21 protein-coding genes are annotated in these 16,986 nt (G+C 31.9%); 12 read left to right on the forward strand and 9 right to left on the reverse strand.

Going from position 1 to position 16,986, the window contains the following annotated elements:
- Positions 1–23 precede the first annotated feature (23 nt).
- Positions 24–659, forward strand: a complete 636-nt coding sequence (locus HYN56_RS14555) for a hypothetical protein (protein WP_240622558.1) — start codon at positions 24–26, stop codon at positions 657–659.
- Between the two features lie 23 nt (positions 660–682).
- Here HYN56_RS14555 and rlmH read toward each other — a convergent pair whose 3' ends face one another.
- From rlmH to HYN56_RS14595, 8 genes are all read right to left on the reverse strand, one after another.
- The gene (gene rlmH, locus HYN56_RS14560; protein ID WP_109194813.1) at positions 683–1,156 is read right to left on the reverse strand and encodes a 23S rRNA (pseudouridine(1915)-N(3))-methyltransferase RlmH; all 474 of its coding nucleotides are present in this window, start codon (positions 1,154–1,156) and stop codon (positions 683–685) included.
- Positions 1,157–1,416: 260 nt separating this feature from the next.
- Positions 1,417–1,719, reverse strand: a complete 303-nt coding sequence (locus HYN56_RS14565; protein WP_109192839.1) for an antibiotic biosynthesis monooxygenase family protein — start codon at positions 1,717–1,719, stop codon at positions 1,417–1,419.
- A gap of 174 nt (positions 1,720–1,893) precedes the next feature.
- On the reverse strand, positions 1,894–3,309 hold the full coding sequence (locus HYN56_RS14570) for an amidohydrolase family protein (protein WP_109192840.1): 1,416 nt from the start codon (positions 3,307–3,309) through the stop codon (positions 1,894–1,896).
- Positions 3,310–3,529: 220 nt separating this feature from the next.
- A complete protein-coding gene (locus HYN56_RS14575) occupies positions 3,530–3,814 on the reverse strand; it encodes a GNAT family N-acetyltransferase (RefSeq protein WP_109192841.1) in 285 nt (94 codons plus the stop codon).
- A 5-nt stretch (positions 3,815–3,819) separates the two neighbouring features.
- Positions 3,820–4,215, reverse strand: coding sequence for an OsmC family protein (locus HYN56_RS14580; RefSeq protein ID WP_109192842.1), 396 nt, complete (start codon positions 4,213–4,215; stop codon positions 3,820–3,822).
- A 3-nt stretch (positions 4,216–4,218) separates the two neighbouring features.
- Positions 4,219–5,100: a pirin family protein gene (locus HYN56_RS14585; protein WP_109192843.1), complete on the reverse strand. Its 882-nt coding sequence runs from the start codon at positions 5,098–5,100 to the stop codon at positions 4,219–4,221.
- 190 nt (positions 5,101–5,290) lie between these two features.
- A complete protein-coding gene (locus HYN56_RS14590; protein WP_146194595.1) occupies positions 5,291–5,635 on the reverse strand; it encodes a hypothetical protein in 345 nt (114 codons plus the stop codon).
- A 36-nt stretch (positions 5,636–5,671) separates the two neighbouring features.
- Positions 5,672–6,772 carry a DNA alkylation repair protein gene (locus tag HYN56_RS14595; protein WP_109192845.1) on the reverse strand — a complete coding sequence of 367 codons (1,101 nt, stop codon included), beginning with the start codon at positions 6,770–6,772 and terminating at the stop codon, positions 5,672–5,674.
- 436 nt (positions 6,773–7,208) lie between these two features.
- On the opposite strand from HYN56_RS14595, the gene nadC reads away from it, so the two are divergent.
- The 7 genes from nadC to priA all read left to right on the forward strand — a co-directional run bounded on the left by nadC (position 7,209) and on the right by priA (position 13,481).
- Positions 7,209–8,066, forward strand: a complete 858-nt coding sequence (gene nadC / locus HYN56_RS14600; protein ID WP_109192846.1) for a carboxylating nicotinate-nucleotide diphosphorylase — start codon at positions 7,209–7,211, stop codon at positions 8,064–8,066.
- Between the two features lie 84 nt (positions 8,067–8,150).
- On the forward strand, positions 8,151–9,074 hold the full coding sequence (locus HYN56_RS14605) for a YihY/virulence factor BrkB family protein (protein WP_109192847.1): 924 nt from the start codon (positions 8,151–8,153) through the stop codon (positions 9,072–9,074).
- A gap of 1 nt (position 9,075) precedes the next feature.
- A complete protein-coding gene (locus HYN56_RS14610) occupies positions 9,076–9,504 on the forward strand; it encodes a DUF2147 domain-containing protein (protein ID WP_109192848.1) in 429 nt (142 codons plus the stop codon).
- A gap of 12 nt (positions 9,505–9,516) precedes the next feature.
- Complete coding sequence (gene bla-B1-FLAV / locus HYN56_RS14615) at positions 9,517–10,263, forward strand: subclass B1 metallo-beta-lactamase (RefSeq protein ID WP_109192849.1); 747 nt, start codon at positions 9,517–9,519, stop codon at positions 10,261–10,263.
- Positions 10,264–10,343: 80 nt separating this feature from the next.
- Positions 10,344–10,580 (forward strand): hypothetical protein, encoded by a 237-nt coding sequence (locus tag HYN56_RS14620; RefSeq protein WP_109192850.1) that lies wholly within the window; start codon positions 10,344–10,346, stop codon positions 10,578–10,580.
- Complete coding sequence (locus HYN56_RS14625; RefSeq protein WP_109192851.1) at positions 10,580–10,984, forward strand: type II toxin-antitoxin system VapC family toxin; 405 nt, start codon at positions 10,580–10,582, stop codon at positions 10,982–10,984. The genes HYN56_RS14620 and HYN56_RS14625 overlap by 1 nt, the downstream gene beginning before the upstream one ends.
- 46 nt (positions 10,985–11,030) lie before the next feature.
- Complete coding sequence (gene priA, locus HYN56_RS14630) at positions 11,031–13,481, forward strand: replication restart helicase PriA (RefSeq protein ID WP_109192852.1); 2,451 nt, start codon at positions 11,031–11,033, stop codon at positions 13,479–13,481.
- Positions 13,482–13,487: 6 nt separating this feature from the next.
- Here the strand turns inward: priA and HYN56_RS14635 are convergent, their stop codons facing one another.
- Entirely contained in the window at positions 13,488–14,186 is a 699-nt protein-coding gene (locus tag HYN56_RS14635) for a LytR/AlgR family response regulator transcription factor (RefSeq protein WP_091497027.1), read from the reverse strand.
- A gap of 178 nt (positions 14,187–14,364) precedes the next feature.
- Here HYN56_RS14635 and rpsF point away from each other — a divergent pair, with 178 nt between their 5' ends.
- From rpsF to HYN56_RS14655, 4 genes are all read left to right on the forward strand, one after another.
- Positions 14,365–14,706, forward strand: a complete 342-nt coding sequence (gene rpsF, locus HYN56_RS14640) for a 30S ribosomal protein S6 (RefSeq protein ID WP_068842999.1) — start codon at positions 14,365–14,367, stop codon at positions 14,704–14,706.
- Positions 14,707–14,711: 5 nt separating this feature from the next.
- Positions 14,712–15,008, forward strand: coding sequence for a 30S ribosomal protein S18 (gene rpsR, locus HYN56_RS14645; RefSeq protein ID WP_002987043.1), 297 nt, complete (start codon positions 14,712–14,714; stop codon positions 15,006–15,008).
- A 66-nt stretch (positions 15,009–15,074) separates the two neighbouring features.
- Entirely contained in the window at positions 15,075–15,515 is a 441-nt protein-coding gene (gene rplI / locus HYN56_RS14650; protein ID WP_109192853.1) for a 50S ribosomal protein L9, read from the forward strand.
- Between the two features lie 111 nt (positions 15,516–15,626).
- Positions 15,627–16,100 carry a DUF6495 family protein gene (locus HYN56_RS14655; RefSeq protein ID WP_109192854.1) on the forward strand — a complete coding sequence of 158 codons (474 nt, stop codon included), beginning with the start codon at positions 15,627–15,629 and terminating at the stop codon, positions 16,098–16,100.
- The last annotated feature ends 886 nt before the right edge of the window (positions 16,101–16,986 follow it).

The raw sequence follows: 16,986 nt of genomic DNA on the forward strand, positions 1-16,986 counted from the left end.
AATTCTTTGGGTAAAAAATAAATATGATGAAATACTTCACTTTAATTATCGCTTTTCTTCTTTTTTCCTGCGGAAAAAAAGAAGATGTTTTACTTCCAAAATCAAATGTTACAATTGTAAAAGATGTACAAGATCATTCGCCTGTTTATATCTTTTTTAAAACAGAAGGAAAAGACACCATTGCTGACTTAAACCGAAAAAGCGCGATCATTTCGACCAATTGGATTCTGAATATAGACAAACGTCTTCCGTTAAAATCAGTGATTCCGCAGGTAATGAAAATGCAGGATAAGAAGCGAAATGAAAAAATGCATCAAAATGAAGAATCTGAAAATTATTATTCCTATGCAGATTCAATAGGGAAGAATTTAGCTTTTCTGCCTTTCACTAAAGTGTTTTATAAAATGGAAAGACCTTCCAAAGGAAGTTTTGTAGTTTACTTTAAAAAAGGCAAACAACAGGTTTTTATGATGAATAAGGAAATAAAAATAACAGAAATATTAAAACAATTTTACAGTATAAAATTTGAAAGAGTACCGGATTTAGTGTTTTTATTTGATAAGAATATGAGTTACGAAGAATATCTCCAATATAAAATTCTACTGCAAAAAGAAGTGACTTACAATCTCGATAAACTTCCTGTAGAATACATTTTTTAACCTAGAACCTGAAACAAAAAAAACTATTGATGATGATAAGGTTCGTTTCGTAAAATGGTAAATCCACGGTACAATTGTTCGATAAAAAACAAACGAACCATTTGATGTGAAAACGTCATCAGCGAAAGCGACACTTTTCCCTGTGCTTTTTTATAAACGGTTTCAGAAAACCCATACGGACCGCCAATTACGAAAACTAAAGTTTTAACGCCTGAATTCATTTTCTTTTGTAATTCTTCAGAGAAACCAACGCTTGAGAATGTTTTTCCGTTTTCATCCAATAAAATTAATTGGTCGGTTGGGGAAAGTTTCGATAAAATCAATTCGCCTTCTTTTTCCTTTTGCTGACTTTCAGATAAATTTTTTACGTTTTTGATATCGGGAATAATCTCCAGATCAAATTTGATGTAAAAGGACAAACGTTTGGTGTAATCGTCAATCAAAGTCTGAAGCGATTTATTATCTGTTTTGCCTATGGCGATGAGTTTGATATTCATTGTTTTGTTTTCTTTTTTGCCACGACCCGAGCGATAGCGAACGGACGAAGTAATTGCTCGAATTGGCACGAATTTAATTTAAACACATAGAGACATAGTTTCTCTTTGTCTGTAAAAGGCGTTTCACTTGCATCAATGCACATAGCTTCAATTGTAATCTATGTGTTAAAATCTAGATTTTTTCTAAATTCTTATATTCCTAATTTACTTTAAAATCTATGTTTCTATGTGTTTAATTTTTTTAGCACAAAGCATAGCTATTATTTTTTATTCTCAAAAACGGTTTCGAAATGTTCTACAATTGGAAAAGGTTCGTAATAATGATGTAAAATCTTTTTCCATTCCAAATGCGCTTCAGAAGTTCTGAAACCTATTGTGTGATCTTCAAGCGTATTCCAGTCCACCAGTAAAAGATATTTGTTTTCAACTTCAAGACATTTTTCCAGACGATGTCCTAAATAACCATCGATTGATGAAATATATTGACTTGCTTTTGCAAAATCAGCTTCAAATTGAGAGGCTAATTCTGGTTTTACATAAAGAAATGCTGCTTCTAAAATCATATTTAAATGAATTTTATCTGCTTGATCTGCTAAATCTGCGGGAGAAAATTATACTCTCGCAGATTTAGCAGATTCAGCAGATTTTATTTTTACATTTTGGTTAAAAATAATCTGTAATTATCAGCTTAAATCTGTTTAAAATCTGCGTGAAACTTTCGCATAGATTGAACATTTTTAGTTTTTAGAAAACTTCGCTTCAAAAGTTTTAAAACGATTGTCTAAATCTTTAATCAATTGTTTTTTAACCGATGCGTCCTGAATAAAACTGTAATTAATACTGTTGTAAACGTATTTTTTTATCGTTTCATAATTCACGTCAGGATATCTTTTTGCCAATAAAACATATTGTTCGGTCATATTGCTTCTTAAAATTCCCGCATCGTCTGTACTAATTACAATTGGCACATTAAAATCTTTGTAAAGCGTAAACGGATGCCTGTTTTCTTTTACTTTTAAAATGAATTCATTGCTCGCTAAATTGATTTCAATTGGAATGTTTTTTTGAGCCATATATTTCAATAAATCATACGAATTGGCTTCGTAAGCCATATCAACTCCGTGACCGATTCTGTTAGCGCCTGCAACGTAAACAGCATCGTTAATATGCCATGTTAGTTCTTCTGGCTGAACCAAACCTAAAGTCAATTCACCAGCGTGAAGCGTATATTTTACGTCAGGAAATTTAGAGTGGCAATATTTAAACATCACCATATGAAGCCAATAGTCCTTCATAGAAGTTTCCCCATGTTCTGGAGAAACAATATTTACACCTGCAGTCAATTTACTTTCGCTTGACGAAATAAAAGCAATCACCAGATTTTTAAATAAATCTACCGGTTCCATAAAACGCAATACGAAGTTTTGATAACGCATCGTGAATTTTTCATCATCCATTTTTAAATCTTTGTGAAGTTTTGCAATGAAATTAGTATTGAAATCTTCGGCGTATTTTTTGGCGTCTTTTTTCTGAAGTGATTTATACAATTCATCTAAAAGTTTCAGAACAGCGCTTTCATCTTTTTGAGCAGAAGCTAAGCGAAGTTTTGTATTGAAATCAGTTAAGTCAGAAACATTCATATCACAAGGAATTGTCGATAATTGTGTTTCGATATAAGAAACATTTTCTGCAATGGCCCGTTTTTTTAATTCTAACATTCCTTCTGCAAAATGACCTTGAATTGTAGGCTCAAACTTTTGAAAAGAATCAAAAAACTGATCATCAGAAGGAACAGAACCGTTATAATCTTTAACCGACCAGGTCTGCATGATTTGTTGTTCGTAATACTCTAATTTTCCTTTATTTTTAAGAGAGGAGAAGTTTTCCCAGTTTCCATTTTCAGGTTTGGTTTTAGAAACGGCCATAGTTTGTAAATTCAGATAAAAGTCTTCTGAAATAGCTCTTTCTAAAAGAGGTTCTGCATAAACGGATCCTGAAAAATGGTGGTGTAAATCGCCTCCTTTTGGCATTTGTTGAAAAAAAGCTGTTAAGAGCGCTTCATTATTTCTGATTTTTTCTAGATAACTCTCAGCCGTCTGAGAAAAGCCGATTTGTGCTATAAAAAAGCAGAAAATTGTAATTATTCTTGTCATACTCTAAGATTAAATTACGCGCAAATATAGGAATTTCTGCGGAAATTTGAAAACCGAATTTCGTTACGTTGAATTTAACCGCAAAGAACGCAAGGTTTTTTTTCAAGCTTAACTTAATAGTAACGCAAAGTTCGCAAAGCTTTGTCTAAAAAATCTTTGCGAACTTTGCGTAATTCTTTGCGCGCTTTGCGGTTTAAAAAAACTCAGAACCTTAGCCCCTTCAAGAAAAAAGTACATCACGAATTTCCTCAACCTTATCAAAAACACTTTTTGCAAAAGGACAAAGCGGAATAATTTTTACATTATTAGCTCTGGCATAATCTACAGCGGCTAAAACTAATTTTTTACCAACACCTTTTCCGTTAAAATCAGGACTTACTTCTGTATGATCAATTATAAATTTGGAATCTCCCGCCCAGGTATACGTCATTTTCCCTGCTTCTTTTCCATCTTCTACGGCTTCAAAATAGCCTCTTCTTGTATCGTTTATTTGTTGAATTTCCATGATTTTTATATTAGTGTAGTTTTGATTTCGATTGAATGTGTCAATGTTTTATGGATTGGACAGCTGTTTGCAATCGTTTCTAATCTTTGTCTTTGTTCGTCATTAATTTCGCCAATTACTTCGATTTTTCGTGTAAATACCGAAACACCTCTTTCAGAATCCCTTTCAAAATCAATTTTGGCATTGATTTCAGAAACGTCCCATTGTTTGCGATTGATATACATTCGCAAAGTAATCACGGTGCAGGAAGCCAATGAAGCGGCTAAAAGTTCTGTCGGATTTAAGCCTAAATTTTTTCCGCCCAATTCCTGAGGTTCATCAGAAATTAAAACATTATCGCTGGCTGATTTTATTTCTGTACGATACAAACGAGTATCTATTTTTGCTGAGATTGTATCCATAAATTATTTGATTCTTGGTTCAGGTAATGGCACAAATTCTGTTTCTCCGGGAACTTTTGGGAAAGTTTGTTCTGTCCAGTCTTTTTTAGCTTTTTCGATGAGGTTTTTATCTGAAGAAACGAAGTTCCAAAAGATAAAATGTTCTTCCGGAAACGGCTCTCCACCAAAAATATAAACAGTAGAGTTTTCAGCAATTTCAAATTCACAAAGAGAAGCTTCAGTTGTAATTAAAATTTGTCTTGGATCGTATGTATGTTCGCCGTTTTTAATACTTCCTTCTAAAATGTACAAACCGCTTTCGCCAAATAAATCCTTTCCGATATTGATTTTCTTAGCTTCTTTACTTTTTATTTCAATAAAATAAAGCGGACTATAAACAGGAACCGGAGATTTTTTGCCAAAAGCTTCACCGGCAATTAATTTGTATGAAACGCCATCTTCTTCCCAGGCTGGAATATCATCTGCTTCAACGTGAGTAAAATTGGGTTCCATTTGCTCCAATTCTTTTGGAAGCGCTACCCAAATTTGTAATCCGTGAAGCATTTTATCTGAATGTCTTAAATATTCAGGAGTTCTTTCGGAATGTACGATTCCTTTTCCAGCAGTCATCCAGTTTACAGCGCCTGGTTTTATTTCCAATTCTGTTCCTAAACTGTCGCGGTGCATAATGCTTCCTTCAAACAAAAATGTAAGCGTTGAAAGTCCAATATGCGGATGTGGCGGAACATCCATATTTTCATGATCACTTAAATGTGCAGGTCCCATATGGTCGATAAATACAAATGGCCCGACAGCTCTTTTTTCACGGAAAGGCAATAAACGACCTACCATAAAGTTGCCAATATTGGCAGCGCGTTCTTCGATAATTAAACTGATATTTGACATGTGGTATTATTTGATTTGAAAACAAAATTACAGTTGTGATAGAAATCTGTAACTTAATTTAGATTAAGAAAGCTTGTTTTTTGTATTTATAAAAATAAGGAAAATCGTTGAGTATGTATTAGTTTTAAATACAAGATTTAAGGATTTTAATGTATATGTATTTTGTAGTCAGTATTTTAATGTTGTTTTGTTATTTGACTATTTCGATTTGTGTATATAAAAATACTTTTGCAGGCTCTGGATTTCCTTTTGTTGAAAAACCTTTTGGAATTCCAAGTTTCTTTTTAAAATGCCCTTTCACTTTTAATTTTAAGGGCAAAGTTCTTCCGTCCCAAATTTGATCAGCATCCAATAATTTGTCATTGGCTCTCTCGAGATAAATGTTCTTTTTATTGTTTCTATTCTCTATCTTCCATTGTGCACAAGGACAGCTTATGGCTGAATAATAAACAATTAAAGTCTCTTCGTTTTTAGTTTGAGAGCTGAAAATAAAAACAGAAAGAATTAAGTATAATATAAATCTAAGTTTAATCATTAATTTTCTCAGATGCCACATAAGTTTTGGGTTAAGTTAATTAGTGAGTTCAAATTCTAAAACTTCACTTTCTGTTCCGTTAATTATAATCGATAATTGATGAATTCCAGTATAAAAAACTCTTGTTGTAATTAACTTAAAAGACTGATTTCTTTCAATCTTAATCATTTGATTCGGATGATAGATTTTCTCACTGATTTTAAAGACTTTTTTTGCCAGATGCCCTTTTGCTTTTTTGTAATGAACAGCGTATTCTAAACGAACCGTTTTTGGTTCTTCGTTTTTATTGTTTAAATGAAATTGAAACTGAAGATAATTGCCAATTTTTACAGTCGGTGTTTTAATTTCGAAAGACGAAAGTTCAATATTACTGCTTTCTAAACCATAATGACTCAGGATTTCAGGATGACCTTGTTTCAATAAAGTTCGGGATCCGTGTTTGATAATTCCGTCAGTTTCTTTACTGTGACCTTTCCATCTCGAAGCAATTTCAAGTACAATGTGCGGATTATCTTTGGCAATATCATTTAAATTATTGGCAACGCTTCGGCGGACATATTCTGAAGAATCATTTTTCAGGTTTTCCAGAATGAGAAGGATAGAAGAAGGATCTTTTTTCAGGAACGGAATTGCCATTGCCCACGGTAATCTCGGGCGTGAACCTTCACTCGCTAAACGACGGACGTGATGATTTTCGTGAAGAGACCATTTTATCATTTCGTTTATCATTTGTTCTTTGTATTTTAAAATGAATGGACGAACGGCAAACTCACAGCTTATAAACTGCGTAATGGAAACAAAGGCTTTTGCTGAAGTTTTAAAATCGTCTAAACCATACATCTCAATGTAATCGGCAAAGAAAATAAAAGCCAGATTGCTGTCTGCAAAGTTGTTTTTTATTAAATTTCCTATGATTTTATCGATCAATGAAACGGCTTCAGGAAAATTTTGAGGCATAAACTGATGAAATACAACTGTTGTATGTTTCATTCTTTCTTTCCATTCTTTTTGAGGAAAATCACCTTCAAAAATGGCTTCAATAAATCTTTGCTTGTCAAACTCCGGATGTACTTCGGCGACAGCCTGACTAAATTTTTCGTAAAAAGAAACCGAATAAATATCTTTAATTAATCCCATGATTTTTGTTTGAATAAACCTCAAAGATATTTAATTGATCGCTTATTAAGAGATTAAGTTTTGTTAAGAATTGTAACTTTATTTTTCATACTATCTTAATGGTTAAAAAAGAGATGTTTAATATTTTTAATTGTTGAAGCAAATTTTATTCGGAAAATTTAAACACATAGAAACATAGATTTTATATTTAGTGCAACAAAGAATTTAGAAAAAATCTAGATTTTAACACATAGATTATAATTGAAGCTATGTGCTTTGATGTAAGTGAAACGCCTCTTAAAGTCAAAGTAAAACTATGTTTCTATGTGTTTAAAAAAAGATGCATTTTCTAGATTATTAAAGTCAGAATTTAAGTTAATAATAAACTTTTCGCAGGAAGTAAACTTTTAATTCCATAAAATAAGTTCTAATTTAGCGTATTATTAAAAATAAGGAAATGATAAGTAAAGTTCAGTTTCAATCAGAATTACAGCTTTTGATAAGCAATGCCATTAGAGAAGATGTTGGTACCGGAGATTATAGTTCACTGGCCTGTATTCCTGATACGGCTCATGGTCAGGCAAAATTATTAGTAAAAGATCAGGGAATTATTGCCGGTGTTGAACTTGCTAAAATGATATTTGAATACGTAGATCCTAAGCTAAAAGTGAAAACGTATATCGAAGACGGAACTCATGTAGAATACGGAGAAGTAGTTTTTGAAGTTTCAGGAAGTTCGCAATCTATTCTAAAAGCCGAAAGAGTAGTTTTAAATACGATGCAGAGAATGTCAGCAATTGCTACTAAAACGAATCAATATGCACAGCTTTTAGAAGGAACCGGAGCTAAAATTCTGGATACTCGAAAAACAACACCGAATTTTAGAGTAGCAGAAAAATGGGCAGTAAAAATTGGTGGAGGAGAAAATCACCGTTTTGCCTTGTATGATATGGTAATGTTAAAAGACAATCATATTGATTTTGCTGGTGGCATTACTCGTGCTATTGCTAAAACAAAAGAATACTTAAAGGCAAATAATCTCGATTTAAAGATTATTGTAGAAGCTCGTAATTTGGATGAAATTAGAGAGATTTTACAAAGTGAAGGCGTGCACAGAATTTTAATTGACAACTTTAATTACGAAGACACCAAAGAAGCCGTAAAACTGATTGGATCCAAATGTCAGACAGAATCTTCAGGGAATATCAACGAAAAAACTATTCGTGAATATGCTTTGTGTGGCGTAAATTATATTTCGTCAGGAGCTTTAACGCATTCCGTTTACAATATGGATTTGAGTTTGAAAGCTTTTTAGGGAAGTTATGAGTTTTGAGTTATAAGTTATGAGTTAATTTTGGTAATCTAAAATCTAAACTCAACAATCTAAAATCAAAAAAATATGTCGCAAGAGATAGAAGCTCGGATTGAGAAATTGCCTGTAATACGGAATTTGGCCCGACTTTTAAAAACAATAAAGTTACCTTGGTTAGAAGGTTTTTCGCTATATGATCTGCTTGAAATGTACACTTTGGGAATTCTTGAAGGAGCATTTTCGTATCATGCCAGTGCGGTTTCTTTTAGCTTTTTTATGGCTTTATTTCCTTTTGCACTGTTTATTCTGAACTTAATTCCGTTTATTCCAATCGATAATTTTCAGGAAGATTTTTTGCAGTTTGTCCAGCAGAGTGTGCCTCCAAATACGTACGATGCTATTAGCAAAATCATCAGCGATATTTTGAATAATAGTCACTCTGGATTATTATCATCGGGTTTTTTGCTTTCTATTTTTTTGATGGCAAATGGTATTAACGGAATTCTAAGTGGTTTCGAATCTTCTAAACACGTTTTTGATAAAAGAGGTTTTTTTAGGCAATATTTGGTAGCTTTAGCTATTTCACTTGTTATGACAGTTATACTATTTGTAACTGTAGCAACAATAGTAGTATTTGAGGTTTTTATTCAAAAAACAATTATTCAGGATGTTTTGAGTGATCGTATACCGCTGATTATTTTAGGACGATATTTGTTTGTTGTTTTAATGATTTTGATAACATCTTCGATATTATTGCGTTATGGTACAAAACAGTACAATAAAGTATCTTTTATAAGCATCGGTTCTGTTTTTACGACTATCTTAATTGTTATATCTTCGTTCTTTTTTGGAATTTGGGTTATAAAATTCTCAAAATATAACGAACTTTATGGTTCAATTGGAACATTATTAATTCTAATGTTTTATATTTGGATAAACTGTATGATTCTGCTTTTAGGGTTCGAATTGAATGCTTCTATCAGAAAATTAAAACAAAAAAAAGAAAAATAATATGAAAAATTTGATGCTAACTATCGGAGTGTTCTTCTTTGCGCTGACCATGCAAAGCCAAAGTGTAATTGGAAAATGGAAAACAATTGATGACGAAACCGGCGAAGCAAAATCTGTTGTAGAGATTTACGAGAAATCAGGAAAAATATACGGGAAGATTGTGGATATACTTCGCGAAAGCCATAAAAAAGATGTTTGTGTAAAATGTGATGGTGCTGAAAAGAATAAGCCAATTTTAGGAATGGTTATTATGAACGGTCTTAAAAAAGACGGTTCTGAATACAACGGAGGAACAATTTTGGATCCAACAACGGGTAAAAAATACAAATGTTATATTTCGTTAGAATCTGCTGATAAATTGAAACTTCGCGGTTATGTGGGAATTTCTTTGATGGGAAGAACGCAATACTGGACACGAGTAAAAAATTAATCAAAACAATACATGCGAAAATTAGCTTCGATAATTTTACTTTTAGCAATCGTTTCAAATACTTTTGGGCAATCTAAGAATTCGCCATTACAAATAAGTCATCTTCCGGGTGACTTTTATGTTTATAGGACTTTTAATGATTATAAAGGAAACAAGATTTCTGCCAATGCTTTATATTTGGTAACAGATAAAGGCGTTGTGGTTTTTGACGCGCCTTGGGATAAAACACAGTTTCAGCCGTTATTGGATTCTATCAAAGCAAAACATAATAAAGATGTTGTTATGCTTTTTGCAACGCATTCTCATGAAGATCGTGCAGGAGGATTTGATTTCTACAAGAAAAAAGGAATCAAAACGTATTCAATAAAACTGACCGACGATATTCTGAAAAAAAACAAAGAGCCAAGAGCAAAATTTATAATTCCCACTGATACAACATTTACAGTTGGTCAGCATAAATTTGAAGTTTATTATCCTGGAAAAGGTCATGCTGCGGATAATGTTGTAGTTTGGTTTGGTAAAGAAAAAGTACTTTATGGAGGCTGTTTTGTTAAAAGTGCCGATGCGCAGGATTTAGGTTATTTAGGTGATTCTGATGTAAAAGAATGGAAAGTATCTATAGGGAAAGTCAAAGCGAAATTTAAGAATCCAAAGTTCATTATTCCGGGCCATGAAGACTGGAAAAACATTGAATCTCTGAATCATACTTTAAAATTGGTTGATGAATATTTAGCTCAAAAATCTTTCGAGAAAAAGTAAATTTTATAAATCTCAGTGGTGTATAATTAGAGCCTAAAAATAGTTTAATTTTGTAATTGTAATTATTAAGAAAAATCGAAATGACAGTAACAGATAAAAATATACTTGAAACTTATTCAAACTTATTTGAAGGGCTTAGTTTTTCTAATAAAATCGAACTTATAGAACGACTTACAAAATCTTTAAAAAGCAATAAATCAAAAGAGAATAATTTTTATAAATCTTTTGGAGCTTTTGCATCTGATAAATCTGCAGAGGAAATTGTTTCAGAAATAAAATCTAATAGAAAATTTAAGGACAAAGAAATTAAGTTTTAATGGGATATTTATTAGATACAAGTATTTGTGTATTCTTTTTAAGAGGAAAACTTAATCTTGATAAAATGGTGAAACAAGTAGGTTTAGAAAATTGTTATATTTCTGAGATAACAGTTGCTGAACTTCGCTTTGGTGCTGAAAACAGTGATGATCCAATAAAGTCTAATAAAGCAGTTGACGTTTTTCTGAGAGGATTAACAATACTTCCAATTTTTGGGTCAATTAAGAGATATGCAATTGAGAAAGTCAGACTTAGAAAAATTGGAAAACCTATAAATGATGAATTTGATCTTTTGATTGGAGTAACTGCAGTTGAGAATCAATTAATTTTGGTTACAGATAATACTAAGGATTTTAAACTTTTAGACGGAATTAAAATGGAAAATTGGTTTGAAAGAAATTAAACATTATCAGTTCAAATTAATTCTTCAATCTTTTTAAAATTTCTACATGTTTTTTATCGAAGTTATTTTACCGCTTTCCTTAGCAAAAACTTTTACATATCGTGTTTCTGAGGCCGAATTCCATTTTATTAAAAAAGGAATGCGCGTAGCAGTGCCTTTTGGTAAAAGCAAAATTTATACGGCACTTGTATTAGATGTGCATGAAAATGCGCCAACACTATATGAAGCCAAAGAAATTCATCAGATTTTAGACGAAAAACCAATCGCAACCGAAACTCAGATAAAACACTGGCTTTGGGTGGCGAATTATTATATGTGTGGTATTGGTGACGTGTATCGTGGTGCTTTTCCAAGCGGATTATTATTGGAAAGTGAAACAGTCGTTTCGCATAAACCAGATATTTTGGTAAATGATTCTGAACTTTCAGATGATGAATTCCTGATTTATGAAGCACTCCAGCATCAAAGCTCGCTTACAGTTCATGAAATTGCTTCGATTTTAAATAAGAAAAACATACTTCCGGTTCTGCAGAAATTAATAGCGAGAGATATTATTTTTTTAGAAGAAGAAATCAAAGAAAGCTATAAGCCTAAGTTGGTTCGTTATGTGAAATTACATTCTAAGTACGAATCGGATAATGGACTGGCAGAATTACTTGAAACTTTAAAAAATGCCAATAAACAAAGAGAGATTGTTTTGGCTTATTTTCAGCTTAGTGCTTCAGAAAAGAAGCCAATTACTGTTAAGAAATTGACTGAAGTTTCGGGATCAACTTCTACCGTTGTAAAAGCTTTAATAGAAAAGGAAATCTTTGAAGAATATTATTTGCAACAGGATCGTGTTTCATTTAATGGAGAAAAATCAGAAAAAGAACTTCAGTTAAGTGAGGCGCAGGAGAAAGCTTTTCTGGAAATTAAAGAAAGTTTAGCAGAGAAAGAAGTTTGTCTGTTGCATGGTGTTACTTCGAGCGGAAAAACAGAAATCTACATTAAGTTAATTGAAGAATATTTAGAGACAGGAAAACAAGTTTTATATCTGCTTCCGGAAATTGCTCTTACAACGCAATTGGTTTCCAGATTACGTCTCCATTTTGGAGATAAAGTGGCTGTTTTTCATTCCAAATACAGCAATAATGAAAGGGTTGAGGTTTGGAGACAAACGCTTGAAAACTCTCCCAAAGCACAAATTGTAATAGGAGCAAGATCGGCTTTATTTTTGCCTTTTAACGATTTAGGATTGTTGGTTATTGATGAAGAACACGAACAGACCTTTAAACAGACCGATCCTGCGCCAAGGTATCATGCGAGAGATGCTGCAATAGTTTTAGCTAATTTTCATAATGCCAAAGTATTATTAGGTTCTGCAACTCCAAGTATCGAAACCTATTTTAATACAAAGAGTGATAAATACGGTTTGGTTACGCTTTCAGAACGTTATAAAAATGTCCGTCTTCCTGAAATTATTTTAGTCGATTTAAAAGACAAGTATTTTAGAAAAAGAATGACAGGCCATTTTAGTGATGTTTTGACTGAAGAAATTGCTGAGGCTTTATCGTTGGGAGAGCAGGTAATTTTGTTTCAAAACAGAAGAGGATATTCTCCTGTAATAGAATGTATGACTTGCGGACATGTTCCGCACTGCCAGCAATGTGATGTGAGTTTGACTTATCATAAACATAAAAATCAATTACGTTGTCATTATTGTGGTTATTCTATTGCTAAACCAACTAATTGCCATAATTGTTCCAGTATTGATTTAACAACAAAAGGATTTGGAACTGAACAAATAGAACAGGAGTTATCTTCCATTTTTCCAAAGGCTAAAATTGGAAGAATGGATCAGGATACAACCCGGGGTAAATTTGGTTTTGAAAAAATTATCGATACTTTTAAAAATAGGGAGATTGATGTTTTGGTTGGAACGCAGATGCTGGCAAAAGGCTTGGATTTTGATAATGTGAGTCTGGTTGGAATTATGAATGCAGATAATATGTTGCACCATCCTGATTTCAGAGCTTTTGAACGCAGTTTTCAAATGATGACGCAGGTTGCAGGAAGAGCAGGAAGATCTGAAAAACAAGGAAAAGTAGTGATTCAGACTTACAATCCAAATCATAATACCATTCAGCAGGTTACCAACCATAATTATATAGGTATGTATAAGGAGCAGTTATACGATCGTCAAATCTATAAATACCCACCTTATTTCAGAATTATAAAACTGACTTTGAAACATCGTGATTACGATAAACTTAAAGAAGGTTCTATGTGGCTGTATCAGGTTTTGAGCCAGAACTTAGGGATTCCGGTTTTAGGGCCGGAAGAGCCTGCAATAAGCAGAATTAGAAATGAATATATTAGAAGTATCTTAATTAAGATTCCTCACAATCAGCATTTAGGGAATACAAAAAAAACTATCCAGAAAATGCTGAATAGTTTTGAAGCTGTGGCTCAGTACAGAGCTATAAAAGTTGTTGTTAATGTAGATTTTTATTAACTGTAATTAAGAAGGAGTAGAAAGTGCTTTTACTAAATCTTCTTTTTTATTGCGGCTTAAAGGTATTTTTGTAATACCTATTTCGGCAAATTTACTATTAAAACGTTCTACCTTATCTATATTAATAATGTATGATTTGTGAACACGAATGAATTTGTCTTTTGATAAATCATTCTCAAAAGATTTCATTGTAGATAACACTAAGTTGCTGTCGTCTTCTGTTACGACTCTCACATAATCACCAAAAGCCTCAATCCATTTTATTTTTGAAGTGAAGATTTTAAGCTTTTTTAAATTACTTTTGATGAAGATATGTTCGCCTTCTTCTTCTTTGACATCTTTTTTAAGCAAATGCATATCGATTGCTCTTTTGACTGAAGCATTGAAACGGTCAACAGCAATTGGCTTCTGAAGATAATCAGTAGCATCGTAATCAAAAGCTTTTAAAGCATATTCTGCTTTAGAAGTGATAAATATAATTTGCGGTTTTGATTTTAGTCCGTCAAGGAAATCAAAACCATTGATAACAGGCATTTCTATATCAAGAAATATTAGGTCAATATTATTTAAGGAGATACAACTTTTTGCTTCAATTGCATTGGAAAAGTCACCAATTAAATGCAGGCCTGGGTGATTATTAACCAATTTGGCAATAATTGTCCTCTGTATAGAACTATCATCTACAACAACACAATTTAGTTTCATAACATGTCAATTTAAAATAAATTCAGGATAGCAGTAGTAAATGTATTGTTTTTTTTGGAAAAAAAACTAAAATGAACGCATATTTTTTGCATTATGACGAATAAAAGAAAAAAAGAGTTGTTTATTTAAATTTAATGATTACTTTTGCACCCAATTTTAACAAATAAATATTGTATTTATGAATCATTATGAAACTGTTTTCATTTTAAATCCCGTTTTATCTGAGGTTCAGGTGAAGGAAACAGTAACGAAATTTGAAGAATTTCTTACTAGTAGAGGAGCTGAAATGGTATCGAAAGAGGATTGGGGTCTTAAAAAAATGGCTTACGAAATCCAAAACAAAAAAAGTGGTTTTTACCATTTATTCGAATTCAAAGTAGCTGGAGAAGTTCTTTTAGCTTTTGAAACTGAATTCAGACGTGATGAAAGAGTTATGCGTTTCTTAACTGTAAGTTTAGATAAACATGCTATTTCATGGGCGGAGAGAAGAAGAGCTAAATTAAAATCTACTAAAGCGTAATTATTATGTCTACAATTGAGCAATCTGCAAAAGGAAAAAAAGACGGAGATATCAGATATTTAACGCCTTTAAACATTGAAACTAACAAAACTAAAAAGTATTGCCGTTTCAAAAAATCTGGAATCAAATACATCGATTATAAAGATGCTGATTTCTTATTGAAATTTGTTAATGAGCAAGGAAAAATTCTTCCTCGTCGTTTAACTGGAACTTCATTAAAATACCAAAGAAAAGTTTCTGTAGCTGTAAAAAGAGCTCGTCACTTAGCTTTAATGCCATACGTGGCCGATTTATTAAAATAATTAAAAACTCTAGTCGCTGGTTTCTGTTACCTCAGAACCTAACTTCTAAAATATAAGGACAACAACATGGAACTTATTTTAAAACAAGACGTACAAAACTTAGGATTTAAAGATGATGTAGTATCTGTAAAACCTGGTTACGGTCGTAACTTTTTAATTCCTCAGGGATTTGCAATTTTAGCAACTCCTTCTGCTAAAAAAGTTTTAGCTGAAAACCTAAAACAAAGAGCACACAAAGAAGCTAAAATTGTTGCTGATGCTAAATCTTTAGCTGAAGCTATTAAAGCTCTTGAAATTAAAATTAGCGCAAAAGCTGGTGGAGAGAAACTTTTTGGTTCTATCACTAACATTGATATCGCTGAAGCTTTAGAGAAATCTGGAAATGCTATCGATAGAAAATTCATCACTAGCGGTATCGTTAAACGTACTGGAAAATACAATGCAAGCATCCGTTTACACAGAGATGTAATCGTTGAATTACCATACGAAATCGTTGCTGAAAAGTAATAGTTTTATTCGCTATATAAAAATCCCGATGAAAATCGGGATTTTTTTGTTTTATCTAATTTTAGAATTTTTTGTACTCCAATAAATCTAAAATCTAAAATCTAAAAATTAATGAAATACGCAAGACTAACAAAAGAGCAGTTTGATGAATTGCATGCTGAATTTGCAAGTTTTTTAGCCACTCAGGCAATAGATAGAAAAGAATGGGAAGAGCTTAAAGAGAATAAGCCAGAAGTAGCAGAACAGGAGCTGGATGTGTTCTCAGATCTGATTTGGGAAGGAGTATTGTCCAGAGCAGAGTATTTAGAGCATTTTTCGAAAAATCATATCTTTTTGTTTCATTGTTTTGATGCTTACATACAATCAATTGTTTTAAAATCTCTTTCTGCTGAAACTGATTTTTTAACTAAAGAAGGACTTCAGTGGTTAAGTGATAATATGTTTACAGATAATATTGAAATGAAAGTAGGCAAGAAGGTATTTGCTGACGAAAGAAATACTTCGATTTTTGAATTGATTAAACAAGGAGCATTTTTAAGCGACGGACAATTATTTAATCAAATTAATACCATTATTGAGTCGTAATTAGTCTTACGGCATTTTTTAAAAGGCAAACAGTTTAATGTTAATTGTTTGCCTTTTTTATTGTTTTTTAACTTTTGTTTAAGTTTGTTTTGATTTTCTTCCAGGTATTTCTACGTGTTTCCTTCTAATTTTTCAAAGTTTTGGCAAATTGTTTTCGAGTGTGCTTTTTTTAGTGCATTTGGTCTGGATTACGGATAATTTTGTCGATAAAATTTTATTTAATGTAGGATTATACTTTGTTTTTTGATATTTAACATTTTTTGTTGAACTTTTATTTAAGAAAATTTTTACCGCTTAATTTTGTTAAAATAGTAGGTTTTTCTGATGTTTTCGAGGCTTGTTAAAATTTGGTTTTGGATTTAAGAGAAAAATTATAGGAATTTTATCCTTGTTTTCTGTTTTGGATTTTTTTAATTTTAATATAGAAAAGTTAAACAAAGTTTTGTTTGTACTTTTTTCCAAAACCAAATTATAACCTATAATAAGTCTGCGTATGGAATTGACAATTACTTTTATCAATTTTATTTTAGCTTTATTTTTTGTTCTATTAAGCTTAATTCATCTCAATGATGGATATAATCGTTATTCGATTTCTAAAATTATTTTTTTACCCAAAGTTTTATTTTTCAAGCTTTTGTTTTTTGTGGATCCTGCTCGGCGGATTTATGAAAAACAGCAAAGCTGTTTGTGCTGATATAAACGAGTTCAGATCTTAGGTTTTATTCTTGAGTATTTTGAGAAAGACTAATCAACTTTCTTTAAAAAATTGAACCTAACTATATAAAAGAGAATTTCCCCAATTCTACGTCAACTAAAAATTTTCATTATGAAAATTAGACCTGCAACAAATCACTCCTCTGAGAAAATTGACTACAATCAATTTTTC

Origin of the sequence: Flavobacterium crocinum, assembly GCF_003122385.1 — a bacterium.
GTDB classification, from domain to species: Bacteria; Bacteroidota; Bacteroidia; order Flavobacteriales; family Flavobacteriaceae; genus Flavobacterium; species Flavobacterium crocinum.

Bases quoted from the DNA above. Each gene is read 5' to 3' on its own strand.
- priA (WP_109192852.1), top strand. From the start codon at position 11,031: ATGTTTTTTATCGAAGTTATTTTACCGCTTTCCTTAGCAAAAACTTTT.
- HYN56_RS14620 (WP_109192850.1), top strand. From the start codon at position 10,344: ATGACAGTAACAGATAAAAATATACTTGAAACTTATTCAAACTTATTT.
- HYN56_RS14635 (WP_091497027.1), bottom strand. From the start codon at position 14,186: ATGAAACTAAATTGTGTTGTTGTAGATGATAGTTCTATACAGAGGACA.
- rplI (WP_109192853.1), top strand. From the start codon at position 15,075: ATGGAACTTATTTTAAAACAAGACGTACAAAACTTAGGATTTAAAGAT.
- HYN56_RS14575 (WP_109192841.1), bottom strand. From the start codon at position 3,814: ATGGAAATTCAACAAATAAACGATACAAGAAGAGGCTATTTTGAAGCC.
- HYN56_RS14655 (WP_109192854.1), top strand. From the start codon at position 15,627: ATGAAATACGCAAGACTAACAAAAGAGCAGTTTGATGAATTGCATGCT.
- nadC (WP_109192846.1), top strand. From the start codon at position 7,209: ATGATAAGTAAAGTTCAGTTTCAATCAGAATTACAGCTTTTGATAAGC.
- HYN56_RS14590 (WP_146194595.1), bottom strand. From the start codon at position 5,635: ATGATTAAACTTAGATTTATATTATACTTAATTCTTTCTGTTTTTATT.
- bla-B1-FLAV (WP_109192849.1), top strand. From the start codon at position 9,517: ATGCGAAAATTAGCTTCGATAATTTTACTTTTAGCAATCGTTTCAAAT.
- HYN56_RS14565 (WP_109192839.1), bottom strand. From the start codon at position 1,719: ATGATTTTAGAAGCAGCATTTCTTTATGTAAAACCAGAATTAGCCTCT.
- HYN56_RS14555 (WP_240622558.1), top strand. From the start codon at position 24: ATGATGAAATACTTCACTTTAATTATCGCTTTTCTTCTTTTTTCCTGC.
- HYN56_RS14625 (WP_109192851.1), top strand. From the start codon at position 10,580: ATGGGATATTTATTAGATACAAGTATTTGTGTATTCTTTTTAAGAGGA.
- rlmH (WP_109194813.1), bottom strand. From the start codon at position 1,156: ATGAATATCAAACTCATCGCCATAGGCAAAACAGATAATAAATCGCTT.
- HYN56_RS14595 (WP_109192845.1), bottom strand. From the start codon at position 6,772: ATGGGATTAATTAAAGATATTTATTCGGTTTCTTTTTACGAAAAATTT.
- HYN56_RS14570 (WP_109192840.1), bottom strand. From the start codon at position 3,309: ATGACAAGAATAATTACAATTTTCTGCTTTTTTATAGCACAAATCGGC.
- rpsF (WP_068842999.1), top strand. From the start codon at position 14,365: ATGAATCATTATGAAACTGTTTTCATTTTAAATCCCGTTTTATCTGAG.
- HYN56_RS14580 (WP_109192842.1), bottom strand. From the start codon at position 4,215: ATGGATACAATCTCAGCAAAAATAGATACTCGTTTGTATCGTACAGAA.
- HYN56_RS14585 (WP_109192843.1), bottom strand. From the start codon at position 5,100: ATGTCAAATATCAGTTTAATTATCGAAGAACGCGCTGCCAATATTGGC.
- HYN56_RS14610 (WP_109192848.1), top strand. From the start codon at position 9,076: ATGAAAAATTTGATGCTAACTATCGGAGTGTTCTTCTTTGCGCTGACC.
- HYN56_RS14605 (WP_109192847.1), top strand. From the start codon at position 8,151: ATGTCGCAAGAGATAGAAGCTCGGATTGAGAAATTGCCTGTAATACGG.
- rpsR (WP_002987043.1), top strand. From the start codon at position 14,712: ATGTCTACAATTGAGCAATCTGCAAAAGGAAAAAAAGACGGAGATATC.